Annotated in this window: 14 protein-coding genes; 10 read left to right on the top strand and 4 right to left on the bottom strand. The window is 70.1% G+C overall.

The features are described from left to right. Positions 1-2: 2 nt before the first annotated feature. The 3 genes from C6N31_RS25970 to C6N31_RS25960 all read right to left on the bottom strand — a co-directional run bounded on the left by C6N31_RS25970 (position 3) and on the right by C6N31_RS25960 (position 2026). The gene (locus C6N31_RS25970) at positions 3-482 is read right to left on the bottom strand and encodes a hypothetical protein (RefSeq protein WP_198358336.1); all 480 of its coding nucleotides are present in this window, start codon (positions 480-482) and stop codon (positions 3-5) included. After that, on the bottom strand, positions 479-1021 hold the full coding sequence (locus C6N31_RS25965) for a DUF4913 domain-containing protein (protein WP_198358409.1): 543 nt from the start codon (positions 1019-1021) through the stop codon (positions 479-481). The genes C6N31_RS25970 and C6N31_RS25965 overlap by 4 nt, the downstream gene beginning before the upstream one ends. A 249-nt stretch (positions 1022-1270) precedes the next feature. Next, entirely contained in the window at positions 1271-2026 is a 756-nt protein-coding gene (locus C6N31_RS25960; protein WP_198358335.1) for a DNA-methyltransferase, read from the bottom strand. 513 nt (positions 2027-2539) lie between these two features. Here C6N31_RS25960 and C6N31_RS25955 point away from each other — a divergent pair. The 8 genes from C6N31_RS25955 (at position 2540) to C6N31_RS25920 (ending at position 10319) form a co-directional block, all read left to right on the top strand. Further along, positions 2540-3655: a C40 family peptidase gene (locus tag C6N31_RS25955; RefSeq protein WP_198358334.1), complete on the top strand. Its 1116-nt coding sequence runs from the start codon at positions 2540-2542 to the stop codon at positions 3653-3655. A gap of 139 nt (positions 3656-3794) precedes the next feature. Beyond that, on the top strand, positions 3795-4109 hold the full coding sequence (locus C6N31_RS25950) for a DUF6112 family protein (protein ID WP_198358333.1): 315 nt from the start codon (positions 3795-3797) through the stop codon (positions 4107-4109). Further along, positions 4109-4798, top strand: a complete 690-nt coding sequence (locus C6N31_RS25945; RefSeq protein WP_198358332.1) for a hypothetical protein — start codon at positions 4109-4111, stop codon at positions 4796-4798. Before C6N31_RS25950 ends, C6N31_RS25945 begins: the two co-directional genes overlap by 1 nt. A 32-nt stretch (positions 4799-4830) precedes the next feature. Beyond that, on the top strand, positions 4831-6153 hold the full coding sequence (locus C6N31_RS25940; protein WP_198358331.1) for an SCO6881 family protein: 1323 nt from the start codon (positions 4831-4833) through the stop codon (positions 6151-6153). An 81-nt stretch (positions 6154-6234) separates the two neighbouring features. Next, entirely contained in the window at positions 6235-7707 is a 1473-nt protein-coding gene (locus tag C6N31_RS25935) for an SCO6880 family protein (protein ID WP_198358330.1), read from the top strand. Beyond that, a complete protein-coding gene (locus tag C6N31_RS25930) occupies positions 7704-8276 on the top strand; it encodes a hypothetical protein (RefSeq protein WP_198358329.1) in 573 nt (190 codons plus the stop codon). The genes C6N31_RS25935 and C6N31_RS25930 overlap by 4 nt, the downstream gene beginning before the upstream one ends. A 60-nt stretch (positions 8277-8336) precedes the next feature. Further along, the gene (locus C6N31_RS25925) at positions 8337-8792 is read left to right on the top strand and encodes a DUF6238 family protein (protein WP_198358328.1); all 456 of its coding nucleotides are present in this window, start codon (positions 8337-8339) and stop codon (positions 8790-8792) included. A 21-nt stretch (positions 8793-8813) separates the two neighbouring features. After that, entirely contained in the window at positions 8814-10319 is a 1506-nt protein-coding gene (locus tag C6N31_RS25920; protein WP_198358327.1) for a VirB4 family type IV secretion system protein, read from the top strand. Positions 10320-10353: 34 nt separating this feature from the next. On the opposite strand, the gene C6N31_RS47155 is transcribed toward C6N31_RS25920, so the two are convergent. Further along, complete coding sequence (locus C6N31_RS47155; RefSeq protein ID WP_486593468.1) at positions 10354-10620, bottom strand: hypothetical protein; 267 nt, start codon at positions 10618-10620, stop codon at positions 10354-10356. Between the two features lie 120 nt (positions 10621-10740). On the opposite strand from C6N31_RS47155, the gene C6N31_RS44200 reads away from it, so the two are divergent. Together C6N31_RS44200 and C6N31_RS25910 are read left to right on the top strand one after the other, a co-directional pair. Then, a complete protein-coding gene (locus C6N31_RS44200) occupies positions 10741-11199 on the top strand; it encodes a hypothetical protein (RefSeq protein ID WP_232485678.1) in 459 nt (152 codons plus the stop codon). Beyond that, positions 11196-11696 (top strand): hypothetical protein, encoded by a 501-nt coding sequence (locus C6N31_RS25910; protein ID WP_198358325.1) that lies wholly within the window; start codon positions 11196-11198, stop codon positions 11694-11696. Before C6N31_RS44200 ends, C6N31_RS25910 begins: the two co-directional genes overlap by 4 nt. Positions 11697-11832 lie beyond the last annotated feature (136 nt).

Here is an 11832-nt window from a genome sequence, read left to right as displayed (position 1 = left end):
ACTCAGTGGGTGTGGTGGTGCGAGGGGCTTTGCGGGGGGTGGGGCAGGCCGGGCATCGGGGAGGGCGGCGGTCCCGGCTTCGGTACGGGGCCGCGGGTCGTGAGCTGCGGGGAACGGGAGCGTGCAGCGTGGGTGCGGGCACTGAGCGGCCGGCGGTTCATGCCCAGGCGGCGGCCGACCTCGTCGTAGACGTCATTGCCGGCACGCGGCCGGACCGCCACGACGTGGATCTCCCGCCGATGCACGGAGTCCTCCGGCGCCGGGCGTACGCCGTAAACGACGCGCCAGTCCTTGCGGGAGTCCACGAACAGTTTGCGGTAGCCCTCCAAGTCCCCGTCGAGCCGGAGCCCGAAGCGCTCGGCGTTCACCAGCTCCTGCAGGTAGGACAGGGTGAGATCGCGAATGTCGCCCGGAGCTTGGAGAAGATCAGTCAGAGCGCGAGGGTCGAAGCTCAGGCCGAAGGCCGGCCGCCTGCCGTTCATGACGTCGGCTCGGCCCGCTCGGCAGGTCCCGTCGCCTTCGCCGTTGACTTCTCCGTGCGGGCCGACGGCGCCGGGCCAGGCAACAGCCGGTGCGCGGGACGCTCCGGGGAAGTCATACAGGCCGACAGCGGGCCGCCGGGCGCACGGATCGCGGCGATGGCGTGGGTGAGGAAGTCCCGGTGCCACACGAACAGGCCGCTCAGACCGGCTTCTGGGTCCTTGTGCTGCTGGTAGGCCAGCCACAGGGCGTGCAACCAGGCCACGACGTCGTCGTGCTCCTGCCATCGCAGGCACCAGGGCGCCGCCGTGGTGACCTCCGCCCCGTAGACCGCGAGGAGGAAGTCGTCGACCCAGTCGGTGAGCGCGTCGAGTTCGTCCTCGCGTTCCTCCCCGTCCAGTTCCAAGATCGGGCGCGGTTCCGGCGGCGCGACAGGAGGTGGTCCGCCGAGCCCCGACATACCGAACGCCGCGAACGGCGAAGCGACCGGGGCGGAGGCGAGATGGTCGAGCTGCTGGGCCTGCTGCGTCGACTGCTCCATGAGCCGCCGGACGCTCGCCTCGATCCCCTCCAGCTGAGGGTCCGGAATACGGAGGGGCTCCAACTCCTGGGCGGGGATGGGTTCTAGGGGTTCAGGCATCAAAAGTGGGGCCTCCTACGAGACGCGGAGAGCGAGGGGGAGTTGGAGTGGGCGCGGGCAGCCCAGGTGGCGCGCTGCCGGCGAGCTACGGCAAGGCGCCACCTGAACTGGGAAGGGTGCCTGCCGGCACGGGCGGGGTTGGGTGTGACGTCAGACCGCGAGGACCATGTCGTCCCGGGTGAGGGTTTCGCGGATCGTCGCGGTCAGCCGGTCGGCCGCGATGGCCGCGTACTGCGTGGTCTTCTCCACGCCGATGAAGTCGCGGCCCTCCAACAGGGCGGCGACGCCGGTGGAGCCGGAGCCGGCGCAGAAGTCGAGGACCGTGCCGCGTTCGGGGCTGATCTTGACCAGCTCGCGCATCACCTCGACGGGCTTCTGAGTGATGTGCTGCCGCTTGGCCCCCGACGGCTGCGAGGCGGAGTACATGCCGGGCAGGTAGACGGGGTTGTGGGAGCCGTCCATCGCGCCGTTGGACGCCCACACGATGAACTCGCAGTTCTGGGTGAACCGGCCCTTCTGGGGCCTGGCCTGCGGCTTGTGCCAGGCCAGCACCCCGCGCCACAGCCAGCCGGCCGCCTGGATCGCGTCCGTGGTGACAGGCAACTGACGCCAGTCGGTGAACAGCAAGGCCGTGCCGCCGGTCTTCGTCAGACGCTGCGCTTCGGTCATGACCTGCGTCAGCCAGAACCCGTACGACCGTTGGTCCATGTTCTCGCCGGTGAAGTCCGGCAGAGCGTGCTGGGCGTCGGCGGAGGTGTACTTCTGCGTCGCCGAGCGCGTCGTGCGCTCCTTCGCGGTCCGGCCGCCGGAGTTGTACGGCGGATCAGTGATGACGGAGTCGACGCAATCGTCTGGCAGACCGGCCAGAACACTGAGAGCGTCGCCCTGGTGTAGGGAAAATGGCAAAGAGGAGCCCCGATTCGGGTAGGGAGGCGCAAAGGGAACTGCCCATCTCGCAGACGAGTCCCCGCAGGCCCGAAAGGGGCATAGAAATGCCCGGGCCCAGAGGCGGGGAGGGTGAGAGGGAGTCCAAAAACTATAGGGCCGAATCCGCCGCTGACCAAGAAGTCTCCGGTGAGGGGTCGAATTCCGACCCCTCGAACCAACTTTTTGGTCAACGGCCATTTCGGCCCTACTGTTTTTGAACCGGCCGGCGCACACCAGCCGTCGGTCATCCCCACGCCACACCTTGCGGAGGTTTCCCCTGCCCCGGCACACCTAGCGCACCCCCGGCCGCGCGAAGCGAGCGGCAACTCGCCCGCACCGGCCCGTCTCGATTGCCCGCCCCCGGCCGCCGCACCCTTCCACCACGCCAGCGCGTACGCGGCACGCCGGACACCGCACCTAGAAGGACACGCCCATGACATCGCGCTACCCGCCGACACCCGTCCTCGCTAACGCCCCAGTGGTTCGCTCCGGTTGAAGGGGCTCACCGCCAGCATCGGCGTCGCTGTCCTGTCCCCCCTGCTGCTGGCGGGAACGGCCATGATGCTGGCTTCCTCCAGCGAAGCCGTGCAAAGCACCAATTCTCTCAGCGACTGCCTCGGCGATGTCGACATCGACGCCATCAGCAAGCAGGTCACCGCCATCCTCGACGGCGCGTCCGACAAGGACGTCCACATCGAGGGCCTCACCCTGCCCAAGGAGCAGATCCCCAACGCCCAGACGATCGTGGCCACCGGGATCAGCCTGCATGTGCCGGTGCGCGGGCAGATCGTCGCCCTCGCCACCGCGATGCAGGAGTCGAGGCTGCGCAACCTGAACTCCGGGGACCGCGACTCACTCGGCCTGTTCCAGCAGCGGCCCTCGCAGGGCTGGGGCACCGCCCAGCAGATCCGTGACCCGGTCTACGCCTCCGAGCAGTTCTATCAGCACCTGTTGAAGGTCAAGGGCTGGCAGCAACTGACCGTCACGCAGGCCGCCCAGGCCGTGCAGGCATCGGGTTACCCCGACGCGTACGCGCAGTGGGAGGGCCTGGCCACCGCGCTGCAGAGCGCTATCGCCGCAACCTTCCCGAACGCCGGCAAGGACACGGACGGCACGGAGCCCGGGGCCGGCGCCACCGGCTGCGCTCCTCCCGCTGACGGCTCCGGATACGGCCGCATCCCCGAAGGCAGCGTGCCCAAGGGGTACAAGATCCCGCTGGACACCGACCCGAAGGCACGCAAGGCCATCGAATGGGCCATGGTTCAGCTCGGCACGCTCTATCAGTGGGGCGGCAGTTGCACCGACTCGCACGGTCCTGACCCGATGGGACGGTGCGACTGCAGCTCCCTGATGCAGCAGGCATACGCCCATGCCGGAATCGCCCTCACCCGCACCACGTACACGCAAGTCAACGAAGGCAGGGCGGTTGCCCCCAGCCAGCTGCGACCCGGTGACCTGATCTTCGCCCGCGGCACCGCGGCCCGTCCCGAACACGTCGGCATGTTCCTGGGCGCGGGCCTGGTCATCGAGGCGCCGCGCACGACCAAGCCCGTACGGATCACCCCGCTCAAGGACTGGGCGATCCTCGCCGTCCGCCGCGTCGCCTGACCCCTCCCGGCCAGACACCTCCCCGGGCGGCCGTCCGTCACGGCCGCTTCCGCCAGGCCGAGCGCGCCTCTCCCTCCTCTTCCCCCCTTTCCGCCGGCCCTTCGCCTGGCCCGCGTACGCAAGGAGCCTTGCCACACCTATGCCCTTCCCCCTCGCAGAACGCATCACCTACCTCGCCTACGATCCCGACATCGCGCCGGCGGAAGGCGGGCTGCCGGGCCTGTCCGTGCTGAAGAACGTCGTCAACAGCATCAACCTGTTCGGCATCGTCGCCGTCGTCGGAGCGCTGGCCGTATCGCTCGCGGTGTGGGCCTGGGGCCACCACAGCGGCGGCCACCAGGCCGAAGCCAACGGCAAGAAGGGCGCCGTCGTCGCCGCCGGCGCGGCCCTGGGCCTCGGCGCCGCCAACGGCATCGTGGCGTTCTTCAGTGTGCTGGGGTCCCAGGTCCACTGATGCAGAAACGCTTCCCCTCCCTGCCCCGGCCCGCTCGCGGCATCGGCTGGTCGCCCAACCGGCGCATCGTCGTCGCCGCGATCATCCTCACCACCCTGCTCGCGGGTGTCGCCTCCCTCGCCTGGTTCTCCAGGGGTGGTAGCCAGCCCGGCCGCGCCACACCCACGCCTTCGGCTACCGGCAGCGCTGCACCGTCCCAGGCCGTGCCGCGGCCGACCGGTGGGACGGGTGCGGTCCCCCAGCCACCAGCGGTCTCGGAGCCGATCACCTATGCCAAGGCCGCCGCCGCGATGCTGTGGTCCTACGACACCCGCAACACCAGCCGTGACCAGCAGCTCGCCGGCATGAACGCGTGGATGAGCAAGGAGACCCAGTTCGCGGACTGGCCGTCGATCTCAGCGCAGGTCCCCGATCCGGTGCTGTGGTCGCGGATGGCCGACAATGCCCAGCACGCCACCTCCACCGTCGCCGAAGGGCACTACCCCAGCGCGTTCAAGCAAGCCCTCGCCGATGACCCGACCGCGATCACCGAGGCATACATCTACCTCGTCACCGTCAACGGTAAGCAGCAGATCGCCTGGAAAGAGGGCGGCGGCGGAGCTGAGGACCGGGCCGTGTCCCTCGCCGTTCAGTGCCGGCCCTCCCACGACTGCTCCCTGGTCGCCATCGCCCCGCGCGTCGCGCCGTGACCCGCTCCGACTAAGAAAGGACGGACCCCTCCATGGGCTTTTGCGACCTTCCCGTCGTGGGCAAGGTGTGCGCGGTCGGCGACGCGGTGGACTTCGCGACCGACCCGGGCAAAGCGATCGGCAACTGGATGGCCAAATCCGCCGGTGAACTCGCCGCCACCTCCGCCGACCTGGCCGCCACCGCGGTCAACACCACCACCAAGGTCGACTTGAACGCACCTTGGTTCCGCGACAACTACCAGATGCTGCTGCCGCTGGGCCTGGTCCTGCTCGTCGCCACCTTCTGCGCCCAACTCGTCCGCGCCGCCATCAAACGTGACGGCCAGGCCCTCACCCAGGCATTCACCGGCACCGCCTCCGGCGTGATCTTCGCGTTCGCAGCCATCGCGCTGACCACCGTCGCCATCGAAGTAGTCGACGCCCTGTCCGACGGCCTGTTCAGAGCCTCGCACCTCACGATCGAGTCGGCCGTGCGCCGCATCGTCAAGGTCTCCGAAATCGGTGCCATCATCCCCATGGGCTGGCTCATCGCGACATTCGCCGGCCTCGGTGCCGCCCTGGGCGCCATGCTCTATTGGTGCGTGATGATGGTCCGCAAGGTCGGCATCCTCGTCATGGTCACCCTGGCGATCTTCGCCAGCGCGGGCGGCGGCTGGGAAGCAACCCGCCGCTGGCGCCGCGGCTGGATCGAGGCCACCGCCACCCTGGTGGTCTCCAAACTCCTCATGACCGTGATCTTCGTACTCGGCATCGCCGCCATGGGCAACACCGAGTCCAAGGACGGTATCGGCGCACTGGCCGACGTCATGTCCGGCATCGTGATCATGGTGCTGGTGCTGCTGTGCCCCTACGCGGTCTTCAAGTTCGTGCACTGGGCCGCCGACGGCACCGACGGAGAAACCATCCACCGCGCCGGTGGCGCCGGAGCCCAGATCGCCCGCCAGCACGCCGAGAAGGCCGCCCGTAAAGCAGCCGCAGCAGCCACCGCCGGGGCCGGCGGCGCGGCAGCCGGAGCCGGAGCCGAGGCCGCCCCGCAAGGCCCCGACGCGGCCGGCGGATTCCCCGGCGACATCGCCGCCAACCCGACCGGCGCAGACGGCGGGAGCGCCCCGCCCGGCCTGGAGCAGGCCCTCCAGCCCCCGCCGACGAGCGTGACCGACGACACCAGCGGCCAGATCGGCGGCACAGAACCGAACGGCCCCGGAGCGAACGCCGCACCCAGCCCGGGAGGTGGTCGGATGTCCGCCCCGCCGACCACGAGCCCGCCGCCCCAGGGCGCCCCGCCGCCCACCGGTGCACCGGCCACCACGGTTAGCCCGCCGACCGGGCCGCCGACTCCCCCGGCCGGCCCCTGACCCCTTGCCCTGTCCGGGGGGCGGAGATGCAACTGCACCTCCGCCCCCCGGGCCCCACCGCCGACCCCAGGACCCGTCCCATTGACTGATCTGTCCGTCGCCCCGGTCACGGTGAAGTTCCCGCACCGCTCCCGCCGCGGCATCCTCCTCGGCCTCTCCCTACCCCAACTCGTGCTCGTTTCAGCGGCGTTGGCGCTGCTGCTGATGACGGTGGTCTCCACCGGGCTGCTCGGCGCCATTGCCCTAACGCCCCTGTGGGCCGCGGCGGGTGCGCTCGTGATGATCCGCCGGCATGGGCGGTCGCTGATCGACTGGGCGCCGATCGTCGCCCGCTACGCGCACCGCCGTAGCACCGGGCAGACCTTGTGGCTCGCCCGGCCCGTCACCCGGCCCCGCCAGGAAGGCGTCCTGCACCTGCCCGGCACCGCCGCCTCCCTCAAAGTCGTCACCCCCGGCGACTCCGCCAACGGCGCTGCCGCCGTGTACGACCCGCACCAGCAGACACTGACCGCCATCGCCCGCGTCAGCAGCCGCGCTTTCGCGCTGCTCGACCCGGCCACCCAGAACCACAACGTCACCAGCTGGGGCCGCGCGCTCGCCGGCATCGCCCGCACCGGGCACATCGCCACCGTGCAGGTGCTGGAGCGCACGGTCCCTGACAGCGGAGACACCCTGACCCGGCACTGGGCCCACCATGGTCACCCCCAGACGCCGGTCGCCGGCCAGATCTACTCCGCACTGGTCGCCTCCGCCGGGCCCGCCGCCGCACCGCACGAGACCTACCTCGCCATCTCCCTCGACCTCAAATCCGCCCGGCGACTGATCTCCCAGGCCGGCGGAGGACTCCCGGGCTCCTTCACCGTCATGGAGCAGACCACCGCGTCCATCGCCCAGGCCGCCCGCAACGCCGGACTGATGGTCACAGGCTGGCTGAGCTCGCGGGAGATCGCCGCCGTCATCCGCACCGCCTACGATCCCAAGGCGCTCGCCGCGCTCCAGCAGTGGTCCGACACCGGTCGCGCCGAGGCGGACCCCGCAGCCGCCGGGCCCGTCGTCCAGGTCGAGGAGTACGACCGGCTCGCGACCGACTCCGCCCGCCACGCCACGTATTGGGTGGAGAACTGGCCCCGCACCGAGATGGGGGCCGGGTTCCTCCACGGCATCATGTTCACCGCCGGAGTACGGCGCACCCTGTCCCTGGTCTACGCGCCGCAGGGGCTGGAGTCCGCGCTGCGCGATGTCCAGCGGAAGAAGGCTGCGATCATCGCCGACGCCAACGAGAGATCCCGCAAGGGCCAGGTCGACAGCGAGGAAGACTCCGTCGAGTACGCAGACGTCAAGACACGGGAGCGCCAGCTGATCGCCGGGCACGCGGACGTGGCCCTGACCGGCCTGGTCACCGTCACCGCCGAGACCGACACCCTCCTGGACGCCGCCTGCGCGCAGATCGAAACCCACGCCGTGACCTCGGGAGTCGACCTGCGGCGCCTGAACTACCAGCAGCCCGAAGCCTTCACCCTCGCCGCGCTGCCCCTGGCTCGGACCGCGCTGTGAGCGGGTCGCGCCCCACCGCCGACCGCACCCCCCACCTGACGGACGAGATCCTGGCCCTGCTCACCCCCTTGCAGGCCATGCGCCACCGCCACCAGGAGCAGCTGGACGCCCATCGCACCGCGGACGGAGAGGTGATCGAGGAGCAGCGCACCGCGTATGAAGAGGTCCGCGAGGCAACCGCCATGGAGGCCAGCGACACCCTCGACGTCGTGATCAAGCGCCTCGAACTCCTGACCGCTGTCCCCACCCGACGCGCTTTCACCCTGACCCTGACCGGCCCGGGCCAGGAAGACGGCGAAAACCCCTGGCGGTTCGTCGTCCACGCCACCGATCTCCACGACGCCCAGCGCACCCTCTACGAACTACCGTCGTTCCAAGCATGGTTGAAGGACGCCGCCGGGCCCTCACTCGCGGCTCCGGCGCTGCTGCCCCAGGAGAGCCATCCCGGAACCGGCGCCCCTGGCTCGTATAACGACCTGCGTCACGAACAGGCGCGCGTCCTGGCCCCGAACCAGCCCGCGGCCACCGTGTCGGGCCCACCGCCGAAAGCACCGCGCCGTTCCCACTGACCCACCTCACCGACCGATCCCCGCAAACGTCCCTGCCCATGGCAGGAAGGAACACCACCTTTGACCTTTCGCACCCCTGCGGACGATGCGCACCCCTACCTCCGGGCCGCGAGCGCCGGAGTCCGCCATCACACCCGCGCCCTGACACGCACCACCCCCGCAGCTCCAGCGGACCGCGTGCACCTGGACGTACTCCACGCCCACCTCACCTCCCTGCACCACCTCCTCGACCACCTCTCCGAGACCACGCGGCCACCGCACCCCGCCGCCGGCCGCCACCTCAGCACCGCGCACACCCTCCTCTGGCAGGCGACCGCCGAGATCCATTTGGCCTTTCACCTGCTGCCCAGCTCTGCGGCAGAAGGCGCTGAGGCGAGCGCGTGCCATCCGGAGCGGCTGCCCGAGGGACCACCCGTGCTGACCATCTGCCAGCGCCACCTCGCCGCCGGGCACAGCATCCGGCGCAAGACCACCCCCACCGACCTGCGCCCGCACACCACCGCCTGCGTCCGATGAACCGCCGATGAGAGGGGCCCGATGAGTCACCGGCCCGCCCGCCGCGCCTCGGCGTCCGCGCTGTTCACCCCGCAGGGAACCAACCGGGCCAGCCGCAAAGCAGCCCGCCGCCAAGTGGCTGAAGCCACCGCGAAGGCCCGCGCCGAAGCGAGCACCCGACCGGCCGACAGCACATCCGCCGCGCACGCGACCCCCGCTGCCCTCTATCCCCTGAGCGGCAGGCCGGGGCCGGCTTCGGCCCGAAAGAACCGGCTGAAGCTGCCCGCCCACCGCATGACGACTGCCGTGGCGGCCGGCGCGTACCCGTTCCTCGCCGAAGGCGGCCTGGGCGCCGAAGGCGTCTACATCGGACGCGACGTCCACGCCGAAGCCAGCTTCGTGTTCGACCCGTTCGCCCTGTACGGCAAGATCGAGGGCTTCACCAACCCGAACATCCTGCTCGCCGGCGTCATCGGGCAGGGCAAGAGCGCGCTGGCCAAGAGCTTCGCGCTGCGCTCGGTCGCCTTCGGCTACCGCGTCTACGTTCCGTGCGATCCCAAGGGCGAGTGGACGGCGGTGGCGCAGGCCCTGGGCGGCACCTCCGTGGCCCTCGGCCCGGGCTTGCCCGGCCGCCTCAATCCCCTGGACGCAGCGCCGCGGCCGGCGAGCATCGCGGCGGCCGACTGGGTCGGGGAGATCCGCAAGCGGCGCCTGCTCCTGCTGGGCTCCCTCGCCCGTACCGTCCTGGGCCGGGACCTGATGCCCATGGAGCACACCGCTCTGGACATCGCCCTCGACGCCGTCGTCACCCACGCCACCGATACCGGCCGCACCCCGCTCCTCGGTGATGTTGCCGCCACCCTCAACGACCCCGCCGCGCTCGACGAGGCCGCCGGGATGATGTCGGGGCGGCTCGGCGACGCGGCCCGTGACCTGGCGCACGCCATGCGCCGGCTGATCCACGGCGACCTGGCCGGGATGTTCGACGCCCCCTCCACCGTGACCTTCGACCCCAGCGCGCCGATGCTCACCATCGACCTGTCGCAACTGGGCGGATCCGGCGACGACACCGCCCTCGTGCTGGCCATGACGTGCGCCTCCGCCTGGATGGAGTCCGCGCTCACCGACCCCAACGGCGGCCGGCGCTGGATCGTCTACGACGAGGCATGGCGCCTGATGCGCCACGCCGGCCTCCTGCAACGCATGCAAGCCCAGTGGAAACTCAGCCGCGGCCTGGGCATCGCCAACCTCATGGTCATCCACCGGCTGTCCGACCTGCTCACCGCAGGCGACGCCGGATCCCGCGGACGCGCCCTGGCCGAGGGCCTGCTCGCCGACTGCTCCACCCGCATCATCTACCGCCAGGAAACCGACCAGCTACAGGCCGCAGCAACCCTGCTCGGCCTCACCTCCGTCGAGATGGACGCCATCTCCCACCTCAACCGCGGCCGAGGGCTCTGGAAGGTCGCCGGACGATCTTTCATCGTGCAACACCAGCTCCACCCGCACGAATTGTCACTATTCGATACAGATGCCCGGATGCACTGAGATCCCATCCGCCCCGTCGGCCACACCAGCCGCATCACACCCCCTTTCGCACCAGGAGATCCCCATACAGTTCCATCCCACCATTCTGCTCTTCCCCGCGCTCGACGAGGAAGATCTCACCGCCCTCGCCGACAACATCAAGGAACACGGGCTGCTGCACCCCGTCGTCCTCGATCGCGGCGGCCAGGTCCTCGACGGACGCAACCGTCTGAAGGCTTGCGAGATCGCTGAGACCGAGCCCTCGTTCACCACGTACGAAGGCGACGACCCCGACGGCTACGTCCTGTCTGCGAACCTTCACCGGCGCAACCTGACCAAGGGCCAGCTGGCCATGATCACGGCTAAAGCCTGTCTCCTGAGTGAACAGAGCGACCGTCCACCGAGTGGACAGTCCTCCCGTTTCCTGAGTGGACAGTTGGGAATGTCGCGAGGCATCGTGAGCAAGGCCAACGTCGTGCTGCAGCACGCGCCCGACCACGTCGACCCGGTGATCAGCGGCGCTACCGGACTCAACGAGGCATACGCGGTCGCGCAGGAGAACAAGGCCAAGGCCAACTCCGCCGAGGTCCAGCTCGCCCGCCTGCGCAAGGAGGATCCCGAACTGGCCGACCGAGTCGTCGAGGGTTCTCTGACGCTGGCCGGCGCGTGGGCGGAGCGCACCGAGCGCAGCGAGGAGGACAAGCGGCAGCGCCGGGTCGCCACCCAGCTCCTGTGCGAGGTCCTGCCCTCGCTCGCCCAGGTCCGGGGGAGCCAGACCTTCGCTTTGTACGACCCCCAGTTCGCCGCCCCTGGACGCGCTGTGACCCGCGAGGTCATTGCCCACGCCATGACGGCACTGGACGAGATGGCGACTGTGTGGAAGGAGCGTGACCTTCCGTGAGTAACGACTTCGACGCGCGACTGCGCAAGCTCGCGCTGGAAGCGGCCGAAGAGGTCACCGCCGACAACGGCCGCATCCACTTGGCAGACCTCCACGCCGCTCTGGACGGGCGGATCCGGCAGGTCCCGGAGCTGTACGACGCCGCCATCTACAAAGCCACTCAGTCGGTCGCGCGCGACTTCGCCGAGCGGCGAAGTCCTCGCCGCCATCGCAAGACCGGCGGGCTCTACCACCCGGAGAGCATTCTGCGGCTCGGCCGGGGCACCTGGGCGTGGATGAAGGACGCCACCCCCACCGACATGGCCCAGTGGGCGAGCGTCTCCTCCCGAAATGCCGCCCGTGTCCTCACCGCGGAGGCAGAAAAGCAGCAGTATGCCCTCGACCGGACCGACGCCTTCCGCGACAACCCCGCCTACGGCCGTCTCGCCCAGCTCGAAGAGCACGTCTTCCACTACCGGCAGGGCACCCTCGACGACCTCGACTTCGATGAGCCGTAGCCCGCACAGGCTTGTCGATACCCGTAGGACTCGGAGACCCGGAACGAGGATTCTGCATCCCTCGCCCGACCGCTCGCCGGCCCGCAGCTGCAGAGCACCGCACCGTGCACGTGGCCATCGAACCCGCGCAGGAGCA

This window comes from Streptomyces fildesensis, assembly GCF_016107395.1.
GTDB classification, from domain to species: domain Bacteria; phylum Actinomycetota; class Actinomycetes; order Streptomycetales; family Streptomycetaceae; genus Actinacidiphila; species Actinacidiphila fildesensis.
The sequence above is the reverse complement of the archived record's forward strand: the minus strand, read 5'-3'. Positions and strand labels throughout refer to the sequence as shown.

Excerpts from the sequence above, each read along its gene's own strand:
- C6N31_RS25970 (WP_198358336.1), bottom strand. The coding sequence starts at position 482 with ATGAACGGCAGGCGGCCGGCCTTCGGCCTGAGCTTCGACCCTCGCGCT.
- C6N31_RS25965 (WP_198358409.1), bottom strand. The coding sequence starts at position 1,021 with ATGGAGCAGTCGACGCAGCAGGCCCAGCAGCTCGACCATCTCGCCTCC.
- C6N31_RS25950 (WP_198358333.1), top strand. The coding sequence starts at position 3,795 with ATGCCCTTCCCCCTCGCAGAACGCATCACCTACCTCGCCTACGATCCC.
- C6N31_RS25945 (WP_198358332.1), top strand. The coding sequence starts at position 4,109 with ATGCAGAAACGCTTCCCCTCCCTGCCCCGGCCCGCTCGCGGCATCGGC.
- C6N31_RS25940 (WP_198358331.1), top strand. The coding sequence starts at position 4,831 with ATGGGCTTTTGCGACCTTCCCGTCGTGGGCAAGGTGTGCGCGGTCGGC.
- C6N31_RS25920 (WP_198358327.1), top strand. The coding sequence starts at position 8,814 with ATGAGTCACCGGCCCGCCCGCCGCGCCTCGGCGTCCGCGCTGTTCACC.
- C6N31_RS44200 (WP_232485678.1), top strand. The coding sequence starts at position 10,741 with ATGTCGCGAGGCATCGTGAGCAAGGCCAACGTCGTGCTGCAGCACGCG.